General features: G+C 37.1%; 27 protein-coding genes. 5 read left to right on the top strand and 22 right to left on the bottom strand.

Translation table 11 applies throughout. The features are described from left to right. Positions 1-15 precede the first annotated feature (15 nt). Together B176_RS0118425 and B176_RS0118420 are read right to left on the bottom strand one after the other, a co-directional pair. The gene (locus tag B176_RS0118425; protein WP_026063449.1) at positions 16-1,554 is read right to left on the bottom strand and encodes a YifB family Mg chelatase-like AAA ATPase; all 1,539 of its coding nucleotides are present in this window, start codon (positions 1,552-1,554) and stop codon (positions 16-18) included. Between the two features lie 520 nt (positions 1,555-2,074). Next, a complete protein-coding gene (locus B176_RS0118420; protein ID WP_017260317.1) occupies positions 2,075-2,446 on the bottom strand; it encodes a DUF3127 domain-containing protein in 372 nt (123 codons plus the stop codon). 62 nt (positions 2,447-2,508) lie between these two features. On the opposite strand from B176_RS0118420, the gene B176_RS0118415 reads away from it, so the two are divergent. Next, entirely contained in the window at positions 2,509-3,693 is a 1,185-nt protein-coding gene (locus tag B176_RS0118415; RefSeq protein WP_017260316.1) for a THUMP domain-containing class I SAM-dependent RNA methyltransferase, read from the top strand. Between the two features lie 250 nt (positions 3,694-3,943). Here B176_RS0118415 and B176_RS0118410 read toward each other — a convergent pair whose 3' ends face one another. From B176_RS0118410 to B176_RS0118330, 17 genes are all read right to left on the bottom strand, one after another. Then, the gene (locus B176_RS0118410) at positions 3,944-4,597 is read right to left on the bottom strand and encodes a lysophospholipid acyltransferase family protein (RefSeq protein ID WP_017260315.1); all 654 of its coding nucleotides are present in this window, start codon (positions 4,595-4,597) and stop codon (positions 3,944-3,946) included. After that, on the bottom strand, positions 4,587-5,414 hold the full coding sequence (locus tag B176_RS0118405; protein ID WP_017260314.1) for an alpha/beta fold hydrolase: 828 nt from the start codon (positions 5,412-5,414) through the stop codon (positions 4,587-4,589). Before B176_RS0118405 ends, B176_RS0118410 begins: the two co-directional genes overlap by 11 nt. Before the next feature lie 5 nt (positions 5,415-5,419). Beyond that, positions 5,420-5,878 (bottom strand): RES family NAD+ phosphorylase, encoded by a 459-nt coding sequence (locus B176_RS0118400; RefSeq protein WP_026063448.1) that lies wholly within the window; start codon positions 5,876-5,878, stop codon positions 5,420-5,422. Next, a complete protein-coding gene (gene parS, locus B176_RS0118395; RefSeq protein ID WP_017260312.1) occupies positions 5,879-6,382 on the bottom strand; it encodes a type II RES/Xre toxin-antitoxin system antitoxin in 504 nt (167 codons plus the stop codon). A gap of 65 nt (positions 6,383-6,447) precedes the next feature. Continuing rightward, positions 6,448-6,840 (bottom strand): holo-ACP synthase, encoded by a 393-nt coding sequence (locus B176_RS0118390; RefSeq protein WP_017260311.1) that lies wholly within the window; start codon positions 6,838-6,840, stop codon positions 6,448-6,450. Next, positions 6,841-7,653: an enoyl-ACP reductase FabI gene (locus B176_RS0118385; protein ID WP_017260310.1), complete on the bottom strand. Its 813-nt coding sequence runs from the start codon at positions 7,651-7,653 to the stop codon at positions 6,841-6,843. Then, complete coding sequence (locus tag B176_RS0118380; protein WP_017260309.1) at positions 7,650-9,002, bottom strand: beta-ketoacyl-[acyl-carrier-protein] synthase family protein; 1,353 nt, start codon at positions 9,000-9,002, stop codon at positions 7,650-7,652. The genes B176_RS0118385 and B176_RS0118380 overlap by 4 nt, the downstream gene beginning before the upstream one ends. Before the next feature lies 1 nt (position 9,003). Continuing rightward, on the bottom strand, positions 9,004-9,264 hold the full coding sequence (locus tag B176_RS0118375; protein WP_017260308.1) for an acyl carrier protein: 261 nt from the start codon (positions 9,262-9,264) through the stop codon (positions 9,004-9,006). Positions 9,265-9,270: 6 nt separating this feature from the next. Next, entirely contained in the window at positions 9,271-9,819 is a 549-nt protein-coding gene (locus B176_RS0118370) for a hypothetical protein (RefSeq protein WP_017260307.1), read from the bottom strand. Continuing rightward, positions 9,820-10,542 carry an SDR family NAD(P)-dependent oxidoreductase gene (locus B176_RS0118365; RefSeq protein WP_017260306.1) on the bottom strand — a complete coding sequence of 241 codons (723 nt, stop codon included), beginning with the start codon at positions 10,540-10,542 and terminating at the stop codon, positions 9,820-9,822. An 88-nt stretch (positions 10,543-10,630) separates the two neighbouring features. Beyond that, positions 10,631-11,815: an anhydro-N-acetylmuramic acid kinase gene (locus B176_RS0118360; protein ID WP_017260305.1), complete on the bottom strand. Its 1,185-nt coding sequence runs from the start codon at positions 11,813-11,815 to the stop codon at positions 10,631-10,633. 19 nt (positions 11,816-11,834) lie between these two features. Next, positions 11,835-12,737: a glycosyltransferase gene (locus B176_RS0118355; protein WP_017260304.1), complete on the bottom strand. Its 903-nt coding sequence runs from the start codon at positions 12,735-12,737 to the stop codon at positions 11,835-11,837. A 5-nt stretch (positions 12,738-12,742) separates the two neighbouring features. Continuing rightward, entirely contained in the window at positions 12,743-14,230 is a 1,488-nt protein-coding gene (locus B176_RS0118350; protein WP_017260303.1) for an oligosaccharide flippase family protein, read from the bottom strand. Between the two features lie 72 nt (positions 14,231-14,302). Further along, positions 14,303-15,046, bottom strand: a complete 744-nt coding sequence (locus B176_RS0118345) for a hypothetical protein (protein ID WP_017260302.1) — start codon at positions 15,044-15,046, stop codon at positions 14,303-14,305. A 4-nt stretch (positions 15,047-15,050) separates the two neighbouring features. Beyond that, complete coding sequence (locus B176_RS0118340; protein WP_017260301.1) at positions 15,051-15,875, bottom strand: glucosaminidase domain-containing protein; 825 nt, start codon at positions 15,873-15,875, stop codon at positions 15,051-15,053. Then, the gene (locus B176_RS0118335; protein ID WP_040540784.1) at positions 15,876-16,526 is read right to left on the bottom strand and encodes a glucosaminidase domain and LysM peptidoglycan-binding domain-containing protein; all 651 of its coding nucleotides are present in this window, start codon (positions 16,524-16,526) and stop codon (positions 15,876-15,878) included. A gap of 36 nt (positions 16,527-16,562) precedes the next feature. Beyond that, complete coding sequence (locus B176_RS0118330; protein WP_017260299.1) at positions 16,563-17,198, bottom strand: O-methyltransferase; 636 nt, start codon at positions 17,196-17,198, stop codon at positions 16,563-16,565. Positions 17,199-17,343: 145 nt separating this feature from the next. On the opposite strand from B176_RS0118330, the gene B176_RS0118325 reads away from it, so the two are divergent. Then, the gene (locus B176_RS0118325) at positions 17,344-18,723 is read left to right on the top strand and encodes a voltage-gated chloride channel family protein (RefSeq protein ID WP_017260298.1); all 1,380 of its coding nucleotides are present in this window, start codon (positions 17,344-17,346) and stop codon (positions 18,721-18,723) included. A 40-nt stretch (positions 18,724-18,763) separates the two neighbouring features. On the opposite strand, the gene B176_RS0118320 is transcribed toward B176_RS0118325, so the two are convergent. Genes B176_RS0118320 through panC form a run of 3 tightly spaced genes read right to left on the bottom strand, consistent with a single transcriptional unit; the run spans position 18,764 to position 20,961 of the window. After that, complete coding sequence (locus B176_RS0118320; protein ID WP_026063446.1) at positions 18,764-19,741, bottom strand: lysylphosphatidylglycerol synthase transmembrane domain-containing protein; 978 nt, start codon at positions 19,739-19,741, stop codon at positions 18,764-18,766. Positions 19,742-19,744: 3 nt separating this feature from the next. Further along, complete coding sequence (panD, locus tag B176_RS0118315; protein WP_017260296.1) at positions 19,745-20,095, bottom strand: aspartate 1-decarboxylase; 351 nt, start codon at positions 20,093-20,095, stop codon at positions 19,745-19,747. Between the two features lie 35 nt (positions 20,096-20,130). After that, positions 20,131-20,961 carry a pantoate--beta-alanine ligase gene (gene panC, locus B176_RS0118310; RefSeq protein WP_017260295.1) on the bottom strand — a complete coding sequence of 277 codons (831 nt, stop codon included), beginning with the start codon at positions 20,959-20,961 and terminating at the stop codon, positions 20,131-20,133. 150 nt (positions 20,962-21,111) lie between these two features. Between panC and B176_RS0118305 the strand changes: the two genes are divergently transcribed. From B176_RS0118305 to glmS, 3 genes are all read left to right on the top strand, one after another. Beyond that, entirely contained in the window at positions 21,112-21,936 is an 825-nt protein-coding gene (locus B176_RS0118305) for a glycogen/starch synthase (RefSeq protein ID WP_017260294.1), read from the top strand. A gap of 19 nt (positions 21,937-21,955) precedes the next feature. After that, positions 21,956-23,338, top strand: coding sequence for a DUF4270 domain-containing protein (locus B176_RS0118300; protein WP_017260293.1), 1,383 nt, complete (start codon positions 21,956-21,958; stop codon positions 23,336-23,338). A gap of 68 nt (positions 23,339-23,406) precedes the next feature. Further along, positions 23,407-25,248: a glutamine--fructose-6-phosphate transaminase (isomerizing) gene (gene glmS / locus B176_RS0118295; RefSeq protein ID WP_017260292.1), complete on the top strand. Its 1,842-nt coding sequence runs from the start codon at positions 23,407-23,409 to the stop codon at positions 25,246-25,248. The last annotated feature ends 63 nt before the right edge of the window (positions 25,249-25,311 follow it).

The following is a 25,311-nucleotide window of genomic DNA, read 5'->3' as shown; positions in this document are numbered from 1 at the left end:
TTAATCAGATTGTCATTATCCAGCCCAGTTTTCTCGATCTAAACTTCTAAAATGGATAGCTTCAGCCAAATGCTCCAAACCAATTTCCTCGCTTTGCGATAAATCTGCAATGGTACGGGCAACTTTTAAAATGCGGTCGTAAGCTCGGGCAGATAATCCTAATTTTTCCATAGCCCGTTTTAATAAAAGCTGACCAGCATCGTTAATTTTACAGATTACCCTAACCATCTGCGGACTCATTTGTGCGTTGCAGTAAATATTCTCATGGTCTTCAAAACGTTTTTCCTGCATCAATCGAGCTTCAATTACACGTTGACGGATGACTTCGCTTTTTTCGCTTTTTCTTTCGGATGCTAGTTCATCAAAATTAACTGGAGTAACCTCAACGTGTAAATCAATCCGGTCCAATAACGGTCCGCTAACCTTGCTTAAATATTTCTGCACTACTCCTGGTCCACAAACGCATTCCTTTTCGGGATGATTGTAATAGCCACAAGGACAAGGGTTCATCGCAGCAATCAGCATAAAACTAGCCGGATAATCTACGGACATTCTTGCTCTAGCAATCGTAACTCGGCGTTCTTCCAAGGGCTGGCGCATTACTTCCAACACCGAGCGTTTAAATTCTGGCAATTCATCTAAAAACAAAACCCCGTTATGTGCTAAGGAAATTTCTCCAGGTTGTGGGTTTGTGCCACCGCCCACCAAAGCTACATCAGAAACTGTGTGGTGTGGCGAACGGAAAGGTCTTCGAGTAATTAACGCATCAGAAGCAGAGAGTTTGCCTGCAACAGAGTGGATTTTTGTGGTTTCTAAAGCTTCGTATAAATTTAACGGAGGCATAATCGTTGGTAAACGTTTTGCTAACATCGTTTTTCCTGCTCCGGGCGGGCCAATTAGAATTGCATTATGTCCGCCGGCAGCTGCAATTTCCAAAGACCGTTTAATATTTTCCTGACCTTTCACATCAGCAAAATCTGCGTCATAATCGTTTATGGCGTGGTAAAATTCGTCGCGGGTATCAACAATGGTGAGTTCTGGTTTAATCCCTTTTCCAAAAAAATCAATCAGTTCTCTAACATGGCTAATCCCGTAAATTTCAATATCACTAACAATTGCAGCTTCCCTAGCATTTTGCAAAGGCAAAATAAATCCTTTAAATTTTTCTTTTTTTGCTTGGATTGCGATGGGCAAAGCACCTTTAATCGGTTTTACTTCGCCATCTAAAGAAAGTTCGCCCATAATTAAATAGTGCCCAATTTCTTCGGAAGGAATTTGGTTTGATGCTGCCAATATGCCAGTTGCAATGGTTAAATCATAAGCCGAACCTTCTTTTCTGATATCGGCTGGAGCCATGTTTACCACAATCTTTTGTCGTGGCATACGGCAACCACTAGAAGTTACAGCGCTTTCAATTCGCAAAATACTTTCCTTTACCGCATTATCGGGCAAACCCACCACAAAATATTTGCTGCCCGAGGTGATGTTTACTTCAACGGTAATGTTAATGGCTTCCACACCATAAACTGCACTTCCATAGGTTTTTACAGGCATCATAATTTAGTCCGAAAGTTTAGATGGCTGAATTTAGTAAAATTGTAATTGGTTTATGAAAATTTTTAATCCTAATGGCAATTCGCTTTAGAAATTATTTTCAATCACCAAGGATTTGCGTTAACGACAGCAGTGGCATCCTTTTTTTGTCATCCTGAGGTCTAATATATTTCATATAAATCAATATGAAATGACGTTAAAACTCATGATTTATCAACAATACAAGGGGGTGTCACCCTGAGCGGAGTCGAAGGGGAGCGATGGGCTTTATGCTTCGACTAAGTTTATCCTGAGCCTGTCGGAGGGCTCAGCAGGACAAAACCGTTCTGCTATTAATAGGAAGTTATAAATAACGTCAATGGTAGCGGTGTCGAAGGACACAAAAAAAGATAAAACGTATAGCGTGTTAAAACGCCAGGACAAACCCATATTAATCTCTGAAAAAAAGGCATAAAAAAAGCGGGTCAACGTGGGATGTTGAAGCCGCTTTTTATCGCATTGTAATTAGAAAATAGGCTGTTTAGAACGGAAGGTCGTCATCTTCGCCCGGAGCTGATGAAATATCAACTGGTGGTGCGTAAGCTGGTGTAGCTTGAGAGCCAGCTTCTGCTGCGCCTAATACGTTAACCTTCCAAAGTTGCAAAGTGTTGAAATATTGTTTTTCACCTTGCTTATTTGTCCATTCTCTTCCTTTTAAATTGAAGAAAACTTCTACATCCTGACCAACTTTAACGTCATCCATTAAAGATACACGGTCTTGGATTGCTTCAAATTTCACAAATTCGGGATACTGAGGGTTTTCAGCAAATTCTACCACTAACTCTCTTTTTCTAAATGTATCTGTAACATTAATTACATCAGATACGAAATGAACTTTTCCTTTGACATCCATAAATTAAATCGTTTGAATCTGTTCCAAATCTCTAAAATTTATTTCAGTAAATTTGCGCCTATATGAATCAAGTTTTCAACACTCCCGCAAAGGTTATCATCACTTGCAACAAAAGACTATCAACTTACCTCGAAAAAGAGGTGGTAGATTTGGGCTTTAAGCCTATCCGCGTTTTTCCCACTGGGCTCGAATTAAAAGCAAGTCTTAACGACTGTATCAAGCTGAACCTCAATCTACGCTGTGCCAGTCAGGTTCTTTACCGGTTACATGAATTTAACGCCGAAAACCATGATGAATTACATCAAGAACTGGTGAAATTGGAATGGGAAAATTTGATAGATTTTAGTGGATATTTTTCTGTGACTTCAAATGTGGATAACCCTACAATCACTACTCCGCTGTTTGCAAACCTAAGAGTTAAGGATGCAATTGTAGATCGGATTAAAGAAAAACATAAGATTCGTCCAGATTCCGGTTCTGATTATTCGAAAGCTGTAATTCACCTTTACTGGAAGAATGAAAAAGCAGAGATTTTTATAGATAGCGCTGGTGAAACTTTAGCAAAACACAGTTACCGTAAAATCCCAGGAAGAGCACCAATGTTGGAGGCTTTAGCGTCTGGGACTATTTTTGCAACCGGTTGGGACCAACAATCTAACTTTGTAAACCCCATGTGTGGTTCCGGAACTTTGGCTATTGAGGCCGCTTTAATTGCGACTAAAAGAGCACCTGGTTTGCTACGTATGAACTATGGATTTATGCATATTTTAGGTTACGATGAGGAAGTGTTTTTTGCGGAGCGAAGGCTATTGAAAGACCAGATTGTAAAGAAGATTGATTTTAGAATTATCGCTACAGATATTTCTGATGATGCGGTAGATATTTCTGTAAAAAATGCGCAGACTGCGGGTGTAGACCAATTAATTGAGTTTTACTCTTGTGATTTTGCAGACACCGAAATGCCAGAGGGTAAAGGTGTAATTATGTTTAATCCAGAATACGGCGAACGTTTAGGAGTTCATTCTAAATTGGAAGCAACTTATAAGCGTATGGGCGATTTTATGAAGCAAAGTTGCAAAGGTTATAACGGTTATATTTTTACCGGCAACCCAGATTTAGCGAAGAAAATTGGATTAAGAGCGTCGAAAAGAATTGAGTTTTATAATGGAAAATTAGATTGTAGATTGTTAGAATACGAACTTTACGACGGTAGCAAGCGAGAAAAGCCAGTAGAGGAAGCAGTTTAGGTAGGTTTTTATTTAGGGCGTTTTAATACGCTTTGCGCTATATCTTTTTGCATAACAAACAAAAAGGATGTCGCTACTATCGTTAACGCGAAATTTAAACTTGGTATTTGAATTATGTTTCTAGTCTGCGTGATGTCGAACGATAGTGAAACATCTCACAAGTAAGTGTCACTTTCTAAAAGCAGACTTCGCATGTGGGATGTTTCACTGTCGTCGAAATTATGTGATGCAGAAGAAATGGTGAGTCTGTTTATAGCTTTTCTTCGGTAAACCTAATTTGCTTTTTCAATGCTAAACGATGGTGTTGATTAACTTTTTCTGTTAGGTTCTCGAAATTGAAACTGTGGTTTGTGCCACAATCGAGTAAGTGGAAATCAATGGATGGTTTTAAACCTTCAAAATACTCGAGTAAATTACTGCTCCAAATAATCTGGCAATTACCTTTAATCTGTGGGATAAGCGCATTAATTCCGTCTTTCATGGCTATTTCTCGAACATGGCAAGATTCTAAGTTGCCTTGAGGATATAAAACCAATACATTTCCTGGTGTATTTAATTTTTCTGATGCGTATGCAACACTTTTTCCAGAACTTGTTTTTCCAGGCGATACCGAAAAAGAACCTGTATACCTTAACCAAGGATTCATTTGCATCTGTTTTTTGACAGACATAAAATTGATTACGTTTACTCTTTGGGCTTTATTGATCGAATGTTTTACCAGATAAGCTGCTAAAAATCCATCCCAAAAACTAAAATGATTGCATAACAATAGATAGGAGCTATTGGGTGCGATATCGATAGGATGGATTTGCAATTTGTTAAAACGCCGAGCTACCAGCCAACTGATAAAAAACCAGCCGATTTTGAAGAATAGTCTAGGGATTTTTTTTTCCTTAATGATCATTTAATAGCGTTGCTAATGTTTGTGCAAAGTTTTGGTTAATCATATCGTGGTTTTCATCAATCTCGAGTTGTTGCGCATTCGTTATTTTAGAAATTATATTATCGCCGATTTTAGCAGGATAGCTATGATCTCGTTTCCCAAAAATAAAAATACTTTTTACGTTGTGTTGATTTAGCTCTTCGGTAAATTTTTGAATGTCTAATTTTAAAAAACGGAGATAGGTAGCACAGGCAAAAAAGCTAAAACGTAATTCTGGTGTTGCAATTTCTCGGTATAAAATTTCATGTGCTTTTGCGTCAATTACTTTCACTCTTTTTAAAGTGGCAAGGAGATTTGTCATCCCGTTATTGCTCAAAGCTAAATGTTCTAATAATTTATTCCCGATGGTATTTTTACTAAAAAAAGTGATTATTCTACCGGGTTTTAAACTAGCTGGCGCTGCAACAATAAATTCGTTGATTTTTTCGGCAACCTCTTCTGCCAAAGTGCAGGCATAAAAACTCCCCATTGAATAAGCAAGGATAGAAAATTTATCTATTGATTTGCTTTTACAAAAGTCTAAAAATAGTTGCGTAAGTTCTTTTTTCGTGATTCCTTGCTTAACATTCGCAACGCTCTCATCCAATAACTTGGTCTCTTTATGAAAAAACAGATCAAAACCATAAAAGGTATAGTTAGCTCCAAAACGTTCTTCCAATTGGCGAAACTGTTTACCATGCATTCCGTAACCATGAAAGCAGAGCATGGCTTTAGGCCCATTACCAAATTGGTAATAGTGCATTTTTACCAGCTTATTTTCAAAGTAGTGATTGGTCATTGCTGTTATCTAAATATCCGTTTATCAAAAGGAAATTTTTCGATCTCGTTGATTTTTATTTTCTTAAATTCTTTATGATTAGGATTAATTAAAAAGTTAAAATCGCCTTTAGTAACAACCGATGGTATTTTAGCGATACAATATTTGTTTTTCAAGATAAACTGATCACCTAATTTCTGCGTCGATGAAGGGTGTGGGAAAGCATTCCAGTTTCTGGGTAAATCAATTTCGTAAAATTCCTTAACCAGTAAATTATCAGGAATATCGATAGTTACCATCATATAATCATCAGGCAACGTAGCCAAGCTAAAATGCACTGCAACTTCGGCCATTGCTAAAGATCTATTGCCTGCGGTATAAATAAGCTCAAAGCCTATGGAGTTCCAACGCCCCCCTTTTATAGCAGCACCAGCTCCCGATAGCTCATCTGCATACATTTCTCTCGAAAGTCTAAAAACCTCCATTTATACCAGTATGCCGTAGTTAATTCTTGTGAGTTCTGCAATTACCAATTCTTTGCCATAAGAATCTCTGATGAGCTCGATAGGTTTTAAATTGCCCAAAGCATAACTAGGTGTGTTTAGCCACAGCTTTAGTTTTTCCATATTGCCAAAAACACTTAAGCCAAGACTAGTAACTTCAGCCATTTCCAGTATTTTTTCTGAATGTATTGGTTTAAAATGAAATGAGTCTGCGGTTCTATAGCGTTGTAATGATTTGGTTGAAACATCTAAAAAATCAGCCCAGTTATCTTCCGAGAAAGGAGCGTTTTCTTGTATTACGTCAAATAATGCGTAAGGAACGCCAGCTCTAATAGCCGCGATAACCATCATTTTATCTTCAAAAAAATCAGTGTAGGTGATGTTTTTATTTTGCCTAACTGCATAACCTGCCACCTCTGGCTCGTTAAACAAAGAATTTAATTGTTTATTTATTTTGTACTCAAAACTGTTTTTTTTGCCAACCATAGCTTCATTTTCTTAGACACCTGTCCATAAAAATAAGACAAATGTTTTAAGGTTGCAAGTTTTTCTTATACTTTCTCCAACTTTAAAACTGCAACTGCCCAAATGTAATCTCCGTCGTGGCTTATGCTTAGGCTTATTTTAAAATGAACATAGGAGTGAGGCAAGTTTACTGTTGGTTTTCCAGCAATTTTCTCCCGCAAAATTTCTATTTTTTTGAACGGAAGAGGTTTGGATTCTATTTGCTTTATGGCTTTATAAACGGCTTCTTTTGCCGCCCAAGTAGAGGCGTATCTTAATAAAGGCTCATCAAACTGCTCACAGTAGGCAATTTCTTGTTCGGTGTAAACTTTATTCTGGAATAATGGATTAAACGAATGGCTAAAGGTGGGTAAAAAAACCACATCATTGCCTACGGCAAATTCTTGGTTGTTGTTTAATTCGTCAACCAATGTTTTCATTTAGATATCCTCGATAGCTACGCCCATAATATTAAAGCCACCATCAACAAAATGGATGTTCCCAGTGACTTTTTTCGATAAATCTGAGAAGTAATAGAGCGCAGCGTCTGCAACATCAGAAGCTGCAATATTTCCTAAAGGAGCGGTTACTTTACCTAGCTTCCGTAACTTACGCACACCATTTATACCTCCAGCAGAGGTTGTCATCACCAATCCGGCAGATATTGCATTTACTCTTACACCACTTTTCCTAAAATAACTAGCCAGATAAAGCATGATGTTTTCTAAAGCAGCTTTGTTTACAGCCATTCCGGCATAACCAGGAAAAACTCTTTGAGATGCATTATAAGTTAAAGTTAAAACAGATGCATTTTTTGCCAGCAAAGGCTCGGCAACCCTACAAATCCTCAATAAAGAATAAGCGCTAATATTAAACGAATCCATTAATTCTTCGAAAGGAATATCAATGTATGAAGGTGCAGGTTCATCACTACCAGGCAAACTGTAACACATCACATTTTGGCTTCCAAAAGCAACGCCATGTAATACGTAATCTATTGGTCCTAGATTTTTATAAATAGCGGTTAAAAAAGATTTGATTTCTTCCTCATTCCGTACATCAACATTTGCAGCGTAAGCGCTATCCATTCCATGTTGTTCCATTAAATAAAGAACATCAGCTTTGGTATCGTCAACGTAATTTAACACAACTTTACAACCAGATTGATGTAGTTTTAGGGCAACCTGAAAGCCAATAGAACTGTCATTTCTTACGCCAAAAACTACCGCTACTTTATTTTGATTGTTGATCATGAATTGTCTTTTGAAATTGAAATAGCACTGTTAGTACCGCCAAAACCGTAATTTAAGCAAGTAATACTATTGATCTCTTTTTTTAAACTTTGTTTCGGCAATAAGTCTCGGTAAGCGGCTAAGGGAGATTTTGAACCTTCCCATTTTTCTGTTAGTTGAAACTTCTCTAGATCTTCATTTAAATTATCTGAATTTAAACAAGGTAAAACTTCCTGTTTTTGTAGCATCATCACGGCAGTGATAAATTCAACCGCACCGGCAGCGCCTAACATATGGCCGAATTGAGATTTGGGTGCAGAAATATGGTAATCTTTAGCGCCTAAAACATCCACTACGCTTAATAATTCGATAGCATCGCCAACAGGGGTTGATGTTCCGTGAACTTTAACGACATCAGGTTTGATTCCAGAATCACCTAGCAAGCCTTTCCATAACCTTTTCTGACCAGCAAAAGACGGATAAAACATATCCCCATCACCATCGGAATTATTGAAATAATTATCTATTACAGCTAGGATATTTGCGCCCCGGGCTTTCGCCATTTCATATTCTTCCAAACAAACAATGCCTGCGCCAAAGGAACAAACAAAACCGTTTCTATCTTTATCAAATGGGCGAGAACTTTCCTCTGGTTTAAAACCACGGCTTAAAATCTGCATGGCGTCAAAGCCAATGAATGTTTCCAGCGAAGTGCCTTCCACACCACCTGCAACAGCTCGGTCTTGCAGTCCAAAAGCAATTAAACGGTAGGCATAGCCAATATTTCCTAACCCAGTTGCGCAAGCAGAACCTATTGATTCGCAAACGCCACGGTTTTTAATCAAACAAGAAACATTCGCCGCATCTCTGTAAACCATAGATCGATCTACCGTGTGCGAACCGGCCAAACGCGATTTTTTGCCCATTTCAAAAAAGCTGTGCCAAGCGTTACGCTGTATAACGTGACCGCCACCACCAGAGCCAACTAAAACGCCTGTTCCTTCAGATTGCGTTTCCACATCTGTCCAGCCAGCCATTTTTATAGCGTCGAGCGAACCCAACATTGCCCAAATACTGCCAACATCTGCAGTAGATAAATTGATTTCGGGAATACGTTTCAGTAAATCGATATAAACTTCTGGATAGGTGTCTGAAAGAGGAGAGTAAATTGCTTCCAGATTCATTTCTGCCTCGCTGATAAAGCCAGAAACTGTGGAACGAACTTGTTTATTTCGGGCTACTGCTACATCCCATTCTCTAATTAAACTTTGGTTTGAGAAAAGCTTATCAGAAAAATCGGTTAGGTTAGAACATGTGGGAAATGCGCCACCCATGCCAACTACTGCTACTTTTCTACCCCCTAATATCATCTTACCCTCTTTCTTTAGTTCTTAAAATCAAATCTACAATATCTTTTACTGTTGACCCTAAATCGTCAATGTCGTCATCTTCAAACTCAACGCCGAATTTTTGCTCTGCTTTAGCAGCGATATTGATTAATTCTGTTGATGGTGTGTTTAAGTCGGTTAAAAAATCAGTTTCTTCTGTAATGTTTGCTAATTTTTCTTGATCTATTGTTCTTACGGTCTTTAGTATTTCTACTATGCCGTCAATAATTTCTTGTCTTTCCATGTTGTTTTATTGTTTAAATGCTTCTTTCTTTAGTGCTCTGCCGGTTATATCAAATAGTTCGGCTACTAAAGTGAAATCTTCGCTTAGTTCGTAATTATCTAGTTTTGTTTCGCTAAAATCGCTAAAGTAAAGGTCTAAATCTAAATCTTTTGATACTTTATAAATTCTACCATCGGCAACCATTTGCCTAAATTTATAGAATTTGATTTTTCCTAAACTTAGAAAAGTATCACCTTCTTGTATATAGTTATGGAAATATACGTTTCCAATACTTATAAATGCGGGGATAAAATTGGTTTTTAAATCCTCGGGTGTACATTTTTGTTTCTCACACTCTAAAAAAGTAGCGCAAGAAACAATGGTGGCTTGGGCGAATGCTTCAATTTGATCTACCCCTCTAAAAACCCCGAAATGATCATTTACATCAAAAGCAGTGGGCGTATAGCTGGCTGCAATTCCAATCTTTGGTTCATGCCAATGGTAATTGTCTAATAGTCTTTTTGTATCACCGTGTAAAAGAAAGTCTTTGGGTAAAGCACCGATTAAGTTTTCCATTTAAAAAAGGCCTCCGTTGATGTCAATGTTACTTCCGTTGATATACGATGCCTTGTCTGAAATCAAAAAAGCAACCGTTTCCGCTATTTCATCGGCATTGCCGAATCTTTGTGCAGGTATCATTTTTAGGTATTTCTCTTTTTCTGTTTCGGGGATGGCATCCGTCATTGGCGTTTGTATAAACCCTGGTGAAATACTTAAAATTCTGATTTGGTGGTTATGGTAAAGTATGCCAACCTCTTTTGCTAGTGATTTTGAGAATGCAATTAATCCTGCTTTTGTAGCTGCATAAACAGACTGAAAAGCATTGCCTGTTTCTGCAACGCAAGAACTTACGTTGATGATTACGCCTTTGCCCTTTAATCCAAAAATTTTAGCTACTGTTTTTGAGATCATAATGGGTGCCTTTAAATTCACCGCAATCATGGTATCAATATCTTTTTCGGGCTGGAAGGTTAGGGGTTTATCCAAAGACATACCTGCGTTGTTAATTACTGCGTACAAGTCATCGCCATGTTCGTTTTTGACTTGCTTACAAAATTCTTTGAGCTCTTCCGGATTTGATAAATCAGCAGCTAAAATGTAGTTGCCATCGGTGAATTCCGTTATGTTTTCGGCTTTGGAAGCATGTAAAATCAAACAGTAATCGTTGTTTAGTTTTTTTGCCATTGCTAAACCTAAACCTTTACTTGCCCCGGTAATTAAAACTTTTGGTTTCCCCACAAATATTTCTTTTAAAACAATATTTCAAAAATAGAAAATATACGTTATAATACGCGACATCCCGAAAAAATGCCTAATTATTCTTCTGCTAATGTGGCAAACTTATTTTACCCATGCTCAAACTCTTTTTTCCAAAAACAGATTGATTTCCAGCGATGGTCTCGTTTGCTAAAATGGCGAAAAGCAATGCTTCCTTAGCATCCGGATTTATACCTAAAACGCTTAGGTTTTTAAAAGTTAGATTAGGGAGTAAGTTTTTTAAATTCACTGTTAGTAACGGATTATGAGCGCCTCCACCGCTTAAATAAACTACACTTTCGTTCGGGCAATTCGCTTTTTTAACTGCGCTAGCAATACCGCAAGCTGTAAATCTGTTTAGGGTAGCCAAAATATCGTGATGTGATAATCCTAGACTTCCTGAATTTTGTGATGCCTGATTTAAATACGCTAAATTGAATAACTCGGGTCCAGTTGTTTTTGGTAAGGAAGCACCAAAAAAAGGATGATTCAATAATGAATTCAAAAGGTTTTCATCTGCTTTACCTTTGAAAGCGATTTCCGCATTTTTATCGTACGGAAGGTTTTCGAAATTTTGAGCAACATATTGATCCATTAACGTATTCCCTGCACCAGTATCTGTACTTAAAACGTTCTCAAAACTTTGATCTTTAAGTAATAGCGTAAAGTTTGCTATGCCTCCAATATTTAGTAGAACACGATTTTCTTCATTGGAGTTAAATAACAAATAATCGCCATAAATAGCTAAAGGTGCACCTTCGTAACCATTTGCAATATTTTTCTGACGGAAATCTGCCAGCGTGATAATACCAGTAATTGTTGCAATTTGGTCTGCATCTCCAATTTGTAAAGTGGCATTTCCGTAATCATCTGCTTTGCGAAGTCGTTTTGGTGAGTGGAAAACGGTTTGGCCATGACTTGCAATTAAATCAATGGTTGTAGCATCAATGTTTCTGCTTATTAAAAATTGCTTGATTAAGTTGCCGTGTAATTTCCCAATTTCATCGTTTAACAAACAAAGCTTTTCTAAATCAATTTGTTGCTTAAAGCAGATTTTTTTGATTTCGTTTTTAAAGGATAAGCTGTAAGGAATAGTTTCAAAATCAATAATCTCAGCTTGGGTTGCCGATCCGCTGTTTTTTAATCGGCACAAAGCGATATCTAAACCATCTAAGGAAGTCCCCGACATTAATCCAATGATTAAGCGTTCTTTTTTTAAGGAAATTGTATTGAGTTTTGTGATGCAGGTTTTCATAGAAAGAATTTAGCTTGAGTTAACCTAGTTTCTGACGAAGAAACCTAATCCCACGATCAAGCCAGCTTCCTTTTCTGTTTGCATAAAAGGATTTTACCACATTGTACATGGTTTTATTTTCTTTAATCTCTTTCGGGAATTCCGTAATTGGCTTTGGATAGATTTCTACATCGTACGTATTTTCAATATTTGAGTGTACGCCAGAACCATCATGACCAATATTTTTGATTAAAGAATGCGTTACGTTTAATGCTAAACCTTTATTTAAAAAAACAGAAGCATACCATCTAATAGCCCAAGAGTTGTTTTTGCCGTTTTTGAAATCGTTCATCTGTTTCCAGAAATTCATTTTTCCGTCGAACGTAAAATCTTTGATTTTTTGCTCATCAAACTGCGACATTAAATCGTCGATATCTGGATTGAATTTATCCCAAGCTCTTTTCCAGCTTGCCCAACCACAACTATGTGGCGCTCGATATAAAAAGGTTTCTGGCATATTATCTTCTAACTTTAGCGGATGCATGGAAGCACAAATGTGTAAAATTCGGTCTTCATCTTTATACCGGTCTAAAGCTTCGTTAAGGTAAGTTAGGGTGTGTTCAGAGCAAATCAAATCATCCTCGAAAACCATAAACTTTCCGTAAGTTTCACTTAATTGTGTAACTCCGTTAATAACAGAATTAGCAAGTCCAAGGTTTTTTTCCTGTTTAACAATATTCACCGACTTAAATCCATCAACGGTTGCAATATAATCTGCCACTTGCTTTACAGCTTCTTCATCTTTCTCGGTTTTAGCACCATCCGCGAAAATGAAGAAGTCACTTTCTGAAGCTAGATGGTTAGCTTTTAAAGATTCTACGGTTTGGCGGGTATGATCTGGCCTGTTATAAACAAAAAGTGCAATGGGAGCTAAATTGTTCATTACTTTTATTTAGATTTTAATTTATTCAAAACTTGGTTAATGGCCTCGTTAATATCTGTTGAAATGTGTAAAAAGTAAACGGCACAAAGGTAAATTACTGCCATTAAGCTAGATCTAAATAGAACATCTAAAAAGAAACTATCGCTTACTGGCAGATAAATCCCGATGAAAAGTACCGCTAAAGCAATGATAATTAGTTTAATAAAAGCAAAGCTAAAAGGTTGTAAACCGTATTTTAATAATAAATAAAGCCAATAGGTAAAATTAAGTGCCAGTGTGGTAATGCTATAAGCTAATGCGGCGCCTAATATCCCAAACATGGGAATAAAAATTACGTTTAATAAAGCACATAATGCTACAGCGCTTAATAATATAGGCATCATTATTTTGAATTTTTTAGAAAATATAATGATGATTCCGTTTAAACCGCCAGTAATATCTACTAAAAAACCCAGTGCTACTACAATAAATACATAATAGAAATCTGCATATTCTGGTTTTTTCAACATAATTAAAATGTTGTGCCAGTTGGCAATTAAACCAACTAAAAACAGACAGCCAATCATAAACTGCACTAAAGATGTTTTGCTGTATACTTTGTTGATTCTCTTTAAATCATCTGTTTTCCAAGCATCCGCAATAATTTGGTATGATGTTATCCCGAAAGCTTTTGCAGGTAAGTTAATCACCAATGCCATCGCAAAAAGCGTGAAGTAATAGCCTACCATTTCTTCGCTGGTGTAAATTTTCAGCATAATGGTATCTATATTCTGAATCATGGTGATGGAACTACCAGCCAACATAGAATAAAGCCCATAACGTAAAATCTCTGATGATTTTTCTTTTACCGGTGCTTCAACAGCTTTAAACCGTAATAAGTCAAGCTTTTTTAAATAGGCCAATAAAGTTAGTAGAATAACTCCGTTGGCTATCACATACCAATAAACAAAATCCTGGTAATCCAACCACTGGAAATAAACCAAACCGACTCCAATAGTTGTAAAAACTTTAAGCAATACTTCTCGCAAGAAAGAAGGGAGAATATTATGGTAAGTGGTGCGGGCAAAAGTTTCTGCAAGGCTATACCAAAAGGTAAAAAGTGCAACTGGGATAATAAGGTAGTAATATTGATAGTAGTAAGACGAGCCTTTATTACCTCCTTTAAAGTCGATCACAAACTCTTTTCCAAAAACATAAACAGCAGTTACTATTAAAAAGCCAATACTGGTGATTTTGAAAACGTATGTTGGGAAACCTTGATGTTTACGGTCTTCGGATCTAAAATAAGGAAAATAACGGGTAATTACGCTGTTAAAACCCAGTGCGGCAAATTGTGTATATAACAAAGAAACAGAGGTCATTAAGCCGAAAAAACCTATTTGTTCTGCTGTTAACGACCTTTGAAATAAAATAATAAGATTAAAAAAGCCGAGCCCTGTACCTATATAAAGTGTAATGCTGTTAAAGAAGCCTTGTTTTTTTAATAGGTTCAATGTTTATAGTTTAGTTTTTGATTCTAGGCAAAAATTAAAGGGCAAAGATAAACATTTTGATGTTTGCTGAATTTATTCTTTAATGGGCTTGAAAGAACTTAAATCTTGAAAGTTGGGCGACATTTTAAAGCGCATATAGGCTTGTTTAATAAAACTGCCCAAAGCATATTCATTGGCCTGCATTACAAAGGCATAAGAAGGACGAAAGTTGAGCATAAAAACCAAAAGCTGGTCTCCTTTTAAACCAGTTACACGACTTACCAAATCCTTATTAAAAATTTGATCAATCATGTTATTTTGATAATCACGCTCCATAATTTCCATTAAGCGTCGGGCGTTTTTCCCTTCTTTGCTAAAAGCACTCCATATTGCATCAATACCTAAACCTACATTTCCGTTGCTAATGTTCAAAATATCTTTATTGTTGCCCAGCCTTACCGCTTGGTTAAAAGCTTTTTTTGTTTCTTCGTACTTTGCTTTTGCCTGCAAAACAGAATCTTTAAAAAGCACTTCGGGTAAAGGAATGGCTAAACGCTGGAGGTAAATAATTAGCGCAGTTTGATTGCTGATTTTTAGCGTATCGTTTTTGTAGTTGTTCAGTTTGCTTATTAAAAAATCTCCTGGTTTTACGGCTATTGAAAATTCACCTTTACTGTTGTTGTAAACGGTTTCATTTGTTCGCAGGTTAGTGATGCTTACCCGGTTTAACCGTTGTTTGGTGTCTTTGTCAAATACCAATCCTGCTAAAGGTTCTTGCTGTGCAAAAAGCTTTACGCCAATAAAAATCAAGGTAAGTAACGTTATTAAATGTTTCAATAAATTATTTTTTAACCTTCAAGGCTTGACCAATTTTGATGTAATCATCGGTCATGTTGTTTAATGCTTTTAGCTCATCAACGGTGAGTCCAAAACGTTTAGAAATATTATAAAGTGTATCGCCTTGTTGCACCAGGTAATTGTCGCCAGCTAAAATAGGTGTAGCATCTTTTTCCTTGTCTTTTCTAGGTTCGTTAGGGATGTTTCTGTTGATGTCTGATAACACCTTGTCCTCACGTTTGATTTTTTCATATTTTCCTTCAGGTTTATCAAACTGATGAAGGTCATAACGTTCCACCAAACTAATCAACAAATCTGGATATTTGGGATTGGTAGCATAGCCAGCTTGTTTAAGTCCTTTTGCCCAACCAACGTAATCATCTTTATCTAGCTCAAATAAAAAGGCGTAACGCTTTCTTTTTAAAAATTCGGAATGATCCCTAAAACTCTCTTCTGGGTTTTTATATACTCGGAAGCAATCGTCTTTCTTATCATCATCTTTATAATAGCCTTTGCCTTTCCAATCGCTTGTACATTTTATCCCGAAATGGTTATTGGCATATTTTGCCAAATCGCTTTTTCCGGTTCCTGATTCTAAAATCGCCTGTGCCATGGTAATGCTGGCTGGGATTCCATAACGGTTCATTTCTGTAATGGCAATTCCCTTAAATCTTTGGATATAGCTTGTCACTGTATAATTGGTGTAGTTGCCAGCTGTTTGCTTGTTGGCTACTTTTTCAATCTGTTTGTTTTGATGATGTAGGCTTTTTTTTGAGGAGCAAGAAGCCAAAACGGCCAACGCAAGCATTCCAATTATTAATTTCTTCATTTATAGTTCTAATTTCTGCCCTATCCTCAAAACGGTAGTTTTGAGGTGGTTTTTCAACATTAATTTTTTTGTAGTTGTCTGATGTTTTTTTGCGATTAGACTTAAGGTATCGCCTTTTTTTACATTATAAAGCTTTATTACTGTTACGGGTTCTAAGGGTTCGATATAACCGTCTGGTCGATTGTCGAACTGTTGTAGGTTATACTTTTTGATTAATGCCATAACTTGCGAAGCCCACGTTCGACTGGCCGCATAACCGCCCCGCTGTATCCCGCGAGCCCAATTTTTATAATCATATTCGGTGAATTGATCAAACAGCTCGTTCATTTTTGGTCGGTTCTTTAAAAAGCTGATGAAATAGTGGTAAGAATCATCAATTTCATCAAAGCCTCGGTATGCTGATTTAATCTGAGTACTGTTATTCGGTCCTTTTAGCCCAAAATGGTTGTTTAAATATCTGGCGATTTTGCTGGTTCCGCTTGCCGACTCATGTATTGCAACCGCTAAAATTATGCTGGCCGGTAAGTGATGTTCGTTCATTAAAGCGATTGCTGTTTCTTTATGTTCATCAATGTAGTTTTCCGTCACAGATTGGGCATAAGCACCAAAATTCACACACAGAAAGCATAACAAGAAGATTTTTTTTACCAAAACAAATTTTTAAAAGGTAACGCAGTTTATACGATATTATTTTTTTCTAACGATGAATAAGCCATCCCTTAAGGGTAAAATGAGCTTATTTACTCTTTTGTCTGTGGCTATCATTTGGTTAAAAGTATGAATATTAGCAGTGTCGGTGTCGTTAATTTTTGTTAAAACTTTCCCGCTCCACAATACATTATCGGTTATAATTAAGCCACCACTCCGCACTTTATCAAAAACCAGGTTGTAATAATTGCCATTGTTTTTTTTATCCGCATCGATAAAAACAATATCAAAGACCTCGTCAATGCTCGGGATAATTTCCATTGCATTTCCAATTCTATAGTTTATTTTTTCGCCATATTCTGATGCTTTGAAATAACCTTTTACCCGTTCTTCCAGTTCTTCGTTGATGTCTAAAGTGATGATTTTGCCATTTTTAGCTAAACCCTCCGCAAAACATAAAGTAGCGTAACCCGTAAAAGTTCCAATTTCCAAAACACGCTTTGGAGCCATCATTTTAGACAGCATACTTAACATTCGCCCTTGTAAATGACCCGATAGCATTCTCGGCATTAGTACTTCCAATTGTGTCTCTCGGTCAATCCTTTGTAACAGTTCTGGCTCAGGATCGCAAAAAAGTGTTAAGTAATTTTGGAGGTCGTCGGGATTTAAGCTCATGCAGCAAAGGTAAAAATTCAGCTTAACAATTAAGATTTCAACATTTATAAGTGTGCGTACCAAAACTTATTTTCAAAATAATACCTTTGATTCTGTGTAAGTTTGATAGCTTAAACCTATTATTAATCCTTATTTTAATCTAAAATTGGATATCCAGAACAAAAAATACTCCTCCGAAAGGTTACAGATTCTTAAGTACGTATTGAAATGGATTGCATTAAGCATTCCTGTTGGGCTGGCAGTTGGGAGTTCAGTTGCATTCTTTTTATGGTTGTTAACCAGCGCAATTTTCTTTAGATTTTCTCATACTTACTTGCTATATCTATTGCCTTTTGCAGGCGTGGGTATACATTTTATGTACAAATTATGGGGCAAATCATCAGAAAAAGGGAACAACCTCATTATGGATGAAATTCATCAGCCCGGAGGCGGAGTTCCTCCCCAGATGGGACCATTGGTTTTATTCACTACAGTACTTACTCACTTATTCGGTGGTTCGGCTGGCAGGGAGGGTACAGCGGTACAAATTGGTGGCAGTATTGCCCAGTTTTTGGGTAATTGGTTTAAACTTTCCAAAGCGGACGTAAAAACGTTGTTGATGGCAGGAGTTGCCGCTGGTTTCGGGGCCGTATTTGGCACTCCACTAACTGGAGCAATTTTCGCTATTGAGGTAATTGCTTTGGGCAAATTGAAATACAATGCAATTGTTCCCTGCCTGTTTGCAAGCCTTGTTGGAGATTTTGCAGTAAGCGCTTGGGGACTTAGCCATACCCGTTACCATATAGATTTTTTAGAAACCAAAGCAAGTTTTTTAGTTGGTTTTTCACATTGGGATGTAGTTTTAATTTTAAAAATTATTATCGCTTCGGTAGCGTTTGGGTTAGTGAGCTATCTCTTTGCAACTTTGGTGCACCGCGTAAAATCTGTTTTTACAAGTCTTTTTAAAACAACTTGGTTAATTCCATTTTTTGGGGGAGTAGCCATTATATTATTAACGCTTTTGGTTGGGAAACCCGATTATCTAAGCTTAGGAGTAGATGCCGAATACCCCGGTGCAATAACCATTGTTTCCGCTTTTAAAGCTGGTGGTGCCGATATGTTTAGCTGGCTTTGGAAAACCATTTTTACCACGGTTACTTTGGGTACTGGTTTTAAAGGTGGCGAAGTAACACCGCTGTTTTATATTGGTGCAACTTTGGGCAATACCTTGGCCACTTTAATGGATGCGCCGGTTAGCTTATTTGCTGCTTTGGGTTTTATAGCGGTTTTTGCAGGCGCAACCAACACGCCTTTAGCTTGTACTTTTATGGGCGTTGAGCTATTTGGCGGGGAGTATGTTCTGTTTTTTGCAATTGCTTGTTTTACAGCATATTTCTTTAGTGGGCATTCAGGTATTTACAGTTCGCAACGTATTGGGGTCCCTAAGCTAGCAGATGCCGAGATTAAGGAAAACGAAACCTTGAAAGATTTTACAGATAGAAACGAGGGTTTCTTAAAAAAGAAACTTGGAAAATATAATATCTAAGGTTTTACTTAACGCGATGCGAACGGTCTTAGACGCTGACTCACTGCTTTTTTGAAAGCGTTGGCGTAGCACTAAGTGCAATTGTACCTAATAATGCTACAAGCAAAGTCTGTGAAGCATGAAGAACTGTGGCGTAAACTAAGGCAACCGTACTATCAATACCTAAAAGAATCAAGCATTTTGAAACCATAAAATGAAAAGCACCTATTCCACCTTGTATTGGCGCAATCATCCCGAAGCTACCGGCAACAACGGTTAACAAAGCATCAACGAAAGTTAAAAATTCTGTTTGTTGTAGCATCTTAAACGCAAAATAGCTAGATGCGATATAGAAAAACCAGATCAATAAGGTTAAAAGTATAAAAGCAATTGGGTTTTTGATTTCACGTACAGATATAAAACCGTCCCATAGCTTTTTTACGATACGCTTAACTTTAGCTACAATCCAGTAGTTATTGTTTTTTGATAGGCTATAGCCAATTGTAACAATCAAGAAAGCCACAACAAATAGGCCGACAGCTACTAGTGTCTTTTCTTTAACAGATTTAGAAACTTCAAAATAAATCAAATTGGAAAATAGATCCTGATAAAGCAATAGGCTTAATAGAATCAGTAGCAGCAACATCAATAAATCAAAAATACGTTCGGCAATTACGCTCCCAATAAGCTTTGCCGTATCTATTTGTTCTTTTTTAGCCATCCATGCGCATCTAGCTAATTCGCCAGCCCTTGGCAAAGCCAGGTTTATCAGGTAACCAATCATTAAAGCATTAAAAACGTTTGAAAGAGCAGGTTTTTTATCTGCAAAAGGGGCAATCATTAACTGCCAACGCCATGCCCTAAAAATGTTGGCCGCAGTTGCGCATAAAGCAGAAATAGCGAGCCATTTTAGGCTAATACTTTGTAAGTTTTTTAAAAAGGAAGGATTGTAATATGAGCTAAAGAGGTAATAAATAATAGCCAAACCCACTGCTGAAAATAAGGTGTATTTGATAGCAGTAAGTAGCCGTATTTTCAATATTTATTTGATTAACTTATTGTTGTCATCAGGAAAAACTAAGATAGGTTCATATTTTTTAGCTTCTTCAAATTCCATATGCGCATAGGATACAATAATTACAATATCGCCAATTTGCGCCAATCTTGCACAAGATCCGTTTAAACAAACTGTTCCTGTGCCGCGTTCGCCTTTAATGATATAGGTCTCAAATCTAGCGCCGTTATTATTGTTTACCACCTGCACCTTCTCATTCGGAATCATATTGGCTGCATCTAATAAATCCTCGTCAATAGTTATACTGCCAACATAATTTAATTCCGACTCTGTAACCTTAACCCGATGAATTTTAGATTTTAAAACTTCAATTACCATGTTGCAAAAATAAAGAATAGATTTTATAAAATATGTTAGGGGAGCATCATATTATCTATCAGTCTAGTGCTTCCTACGCTACAAGCCACCAAAACTATCGCGTTTTTTTGATCGTTTATAGGTGATAGAGTGTGCTGATCTGCAATCTCAAGGTATTCCAAATCAAGTAAATCATCGTTATAAAAACCCTTAGCTTGGTTTAATAATCCCTCTTTAGGGAGCTTGCCGTAGTTTGCTTTAATAAACTTTAATGATTGATACAGTTGTAAGGATTTTTCGTGTTCCAACTGGTTTAAACGTACATTTCTCGAGCTCATTGCCAATCCATCTTTTTCTCTGATGATTGGGCAGGCTTGCAGCTGTATCGGTAGCTTAAAATGTTTTGTCAGTTCACTTATAACCAAGAACTGTTGGTAATCTTTTTGTCCAAAAAATGCAAAATCTGGTTCAACCAAAGTAAAAAGCTTGTAAACTATCTGCGTAACACCTTCATAATGCCCCGGTCTAAACTTCCCTTCTAAAATGGTGTTTAAGTTTCCGACTTTATAATTCCAGCGCTCGTTATCGTGGTACATTTCACTAACTTCCGGATTAAAGAGAATATCGCAACCGGCTTTTTCCAATAGCTGTTTGTCGCGTTCAATAGGTTTAGGATATTTTAACAGATCATCTGCTTTGTTAAACTGCGTAGGATTTACAAATATGGAGGCAATGGTGAGGTCGCACTTTTCTTTTGAAGCGGCAATCAAAGACAAATGCCCTTCATGCAGAGCACCCATAGTTGGCACTAAACCGATTTTTAGGTTTTTGCCCCTTACAGAATTTAAATAAGCTACCAGCTTTTCTTTTGTGTTGAAACTTTTCAAAAACAACTGAATTTTAGTCGGCAAAAGTGGCTAAATAGTTCTGGAATTGCAATGGGCATTTACGAAAAACATTGTAACTCTGCAAGATTTTTGTTATATTCGCACTTTAAAAAAAAACTTCTTAACAAAAACTTATCAAAGATTTAGGAGATGGGAAAAACCAAGCTTTTGTTTATCACACATGAAATGTCACCATTTCTAGAGTTAACAGCAATTTCAAAGATTACGAGAACCTTGCCTCAAGCAATGCAAGAGAAGGGTTTCGAAATAAGAATTTTAATGCCTCGTTTTGGTAACATCAACGAAAGAAGAAATCGCCTGCATGAGGTAATTCGCCTTTCTGGGATGAACATCATCATCGATGAAACTGATAATCCCTTAATTATAAAAGTTGCTTCGATACCTTCTGCAAGAATGCAGGTTTACTTCTTGGATAATGAGGATTATTTCCACAGAAAGTATGTTTTTAATGATGCAAAAGGTAAGTTTTACGGAGATAACGACGAAAGAGCTGTTTTCTTCTGTAAAGGTGCTTTAGAAACCGTTAAAAAATTAGGCTGGTCGCCAGATATTGTACATTGTCACGGCTGGATGAGTGCACTAGTGCCTGCTTACTTAAAAACTAATTACAAAGACGACCCTACTTTTAAGGATGCAAAAGTAGTTTATTCTATTTACGAAAACACTTTTACGGGTTCTTTAGGCGATGGTTTTGCAAAAAAGGCTTTAGCTAAAGGAATGGACGAGAAAGATACAGCTTCGTATGCAGATGCAACCCATAACGGTTTAAATAAAGCGGCCATTGAGTATTCTGATGCGATAGTTTTAGGAGCAGAAAATGTGGATGAAGAAGTGTTAAACTTTGTTAAAAAACAAGAAAAACCTGTTTTAGAGCATGCACTTACCGCAGATTTCGAAAATTATTACAATTTTTACCAAGAAATTGCAACAGACGAATTAGTGTCGGTAGCTTAAAAAGTTCGAAAAAAATTATATGAGATTTATAAAATCAGACTTATTAACCCTGTTAGTAAGTCTTTTTATTTTAGGGAGTTGTAAAAACCCTACAGGCGTTGGTTTAGATGTTGGACCCGATATAGCTCTTGAAACAAAGTTAGTTGATACAAGTACCGTTATCACTAAGCTACAAAAGCAGGATAGCGTAATAGCGAATTTCACTGAACGTAGTGTTTTGGGTTATTTCAACGATGCAGTTTTTGGTAAAACCACCGCGAACCTAGCATTAGGTTTAACTATGCCTAGCTCAAATTACAAGTTTGGGACAAGTACGGTTTTGGATTCGGCAATTTTAGTGTTGCCTTATACTGAGTTTTACGGGGATAGTACAAATTCGACTTTTACTGCTGAAGTAAGGCAGCTTGATGAAGTATTGTACAACGAGTCTGGAAAGAGTTATTACTCCAATAAAAAATGGTTAACCAAGTCTACGGTAATTGGTACAAAAATTATGACCACCAATTTAAAAGACAGTATTACATTACAAGATATTAGAAAAGGACAAACAGATAGCACAAAGCGTGTTCCAAGACAATTGAGAATAAAGCTTGATGCTAATTTTGTTAAAAATAATATTATTGATCTAGACTCTGTAAACAAGATTTCGAACCTAACTTTTAACAATTACATTAAAGGGCTATTTATTTCGATGAATAAAGGTGCAACTACAGGCGCTGGAGGGTTGTTTTCTTTTAATACAAATACAAGTGGTGCAACCAGGTTGGATATTTTTTATAAATCTACAGTAGCAGGCGTAACCGATACCTTAGTAAATACTTTTACCGTAAACGGGGTTAACGGAGATGCCGCAACAGAGCTTACGTGGGATATGGATGGAACAGTAGTTAAAACAGCGCTTGCCAGCACTGATAAGAATAGCAACCTGTTATATTTGAAAGGCTTAGGTGGTACTTTTGTTAAAGTAGAGTTTCCTCACCTGGATAGCTTAAAAAAACTTGGAAAAAATGTTGCTATAAATAGAGCCGAGTTGGTTTTATATACAGAAAACACACCCGCTAACAATTTGTACAAACCGATAAGTAAGCTACGTACCTACCGTTGGGATATTGCAAACAGACCACAGTTGATTCCAGATGAATCTCCAAATGATCCTCGTTATTTGGGTCCGGGATTTATTGGTGGGTTTTATAGCAGTAACTCAAAATCATATACTTTTAACTTTACGGGTTATGTACAAGATTTGATAAGTGGTAAAATTAAAAACTACGGTACCTTTATTACTCCGTCAGATTTTACGGCTTCAAGTATTTTTAATAATCTTGGAAGATTAATCGTCGGTGGGGGCGTAAACACCGCCTACAAGGTCAAATTACGCGTTTTTTATACCGATCAGAAGTAAAATTCCTGTTATAAATGAGACTATATTTTGTAGATTAGCGACCAATCTTCAAAATATAGTTTTTTTTTATGTGTGGAATTGTTGGTTATATCGGCTTCAGAGAAGCCTATCCTATTATCATTAAAGGATTACAACGTTTAGAATATCGAGGTTACGATAGTGCTGGAGTAGCACTGTTGGATCATTCATCAAAGTTAAATATCTACAAAAAGGCAGGGAAAGTTGCCACGTTAGAGAACTTTATCGCAGGAAAAGATCATTCTGGATCTGTGGGTATGGGGCATACCCGTTGGGCAACACACGGGCCGCCAAATGATAAAAACTCACACCCTCACCAATCTGGTGACGAAAAATTAGCAATCATTCATAACGGTATTATTGAAAACTACGGTCCCTTAAAAGAGGAGCTCATTAGCCGTGGCCACGTTTTTAAAAGCGATACAGATACGGAAGTTTTGATCCACTTAATTGAGGACATCCGAAAAGAAGCTAAAATCGATTTGCAAGAAGCAGTTCGTGAGGCTTTAAAGCAGGTTGTTGGTGCTTATGCAATTGTAATCATGAGCAAAGAGGATCCCGAAATGCTAATTGCGGCTCGAAAAGGAAGTCCGATGGTTATCGGTGTTGGAGTAAACGAGTATTTTATTGCTTCTGATGCTACACCAATTGTAGAATACACTAAGAATGTGATTTATTTAGATGATAACGAAATTGCTTATCTGAAAACAGACGAGCTGGTTATTAGGTCAATTGATAATGAAATAAAAACTCCTTACGTTCAGCAGCTCGAGATTAAACTCGAAATGATAGAAAAAGGTGGTTATGATCACTTCATGCTTAAGGAAATTTATGAGCAACCACGTTCTATCACTGAATGTATGCGTGGTCGTATTTATCCATTAGAAGGTAAAATTAAACTCGGTGGAATTAAAGATTATACCAAAAAGTTTAAGAATGCAAACAGAATTATCATTGTAGCCTGTGGTACTTCATGGCATGCAGGGTTAGTTGGCGAGTATTTAATTGAAGAGTATGCGAGAATACCGGTTGAGGTAGAATACGCATCGGAATTCAGGTATCGTAACCCAATTATAACCGAGAAAGATATTGTTATTGCAATTTCACAATCTGGAGAAACAGCCGATACCATGGCCGCTATTGAAATGGCGAAAGCGAAAGGTGCAACGATCTTTGGTATTTGTAATGTGGTTGGTGCATCTATTCCTCGTTTATCTGATGCGGGGATTTATACACATGCGGGACCAGAAATTGGCGTGGCATCAACAAAAGCATTTACTGCACAGGTAACAGCTTTAACTTTATTGGCTTTTTATATGGCTGAGAAGAAAGGTACTTTACCTCAAACAAAGCTGATTTCTTTACTGAGCGAGCTAGAGCGTATTCCAAGTATGGTTGAAAAAGCCCTAGAATCTGATAAAATGATTTTGGAGATTTCCAAAAAATTTAAAGACTCTAGAAATGCACTTTTTTTAGGGAGAGGGAGCGGTTTCCCTGTGGCCTTAGAAGGTGCGTTGAAATTGAAAGAGATTTCTTACATCCATGCAGAAGGATACCCGGCAGCAGAAATGAAACATGGCCCAATCGCGTTGATTGACGAAGAAATGCCGGTTATCGTAATTGCTACTAAAAATTCATCTTACGAAAAAGTAATTTCTAACATACAGGAAGTAAAAGCCCGGAAAGGAATAGTTGTTGCCATTGTTACGGAGGGCGATACGGAGGTGGTTAAGATGGCGGATTATGCGATAGAAATACCGGCAAGTGATGAGGCTTTCTTGCCGCTTCTAGCTACTATCCCTTTACAATTGTTGTCTTATCATATTGCGGTTTTAAGAGGTTGTAACGTGGATCAGCCACGAAACCTTGCAAAGTCGGTAACGGTAGAATAAAAATTAAATAAAAAAAGGAGGCTAGACCTCCTTTTTTTATTTATAGATAGCTATTTCTTTTGC

This window comes from Pedobacter arcticus A12 (genome assembly GCF_000302595.1).
In the GTDB taxonomy this organism is placed as follows: domain Bacteria; phylum Bacteroidota; class Bacteroidia; order Sphingobacteriales; family Sphingobacteriaceae; genus Pseudopedobacter; species Pseudopedobacter arcticus.
The sequence above is the reverse complement of the archived record's forward strand: the minus strand, read 5'-3'. Positions and strand labels throughout refer to the sequence as shown.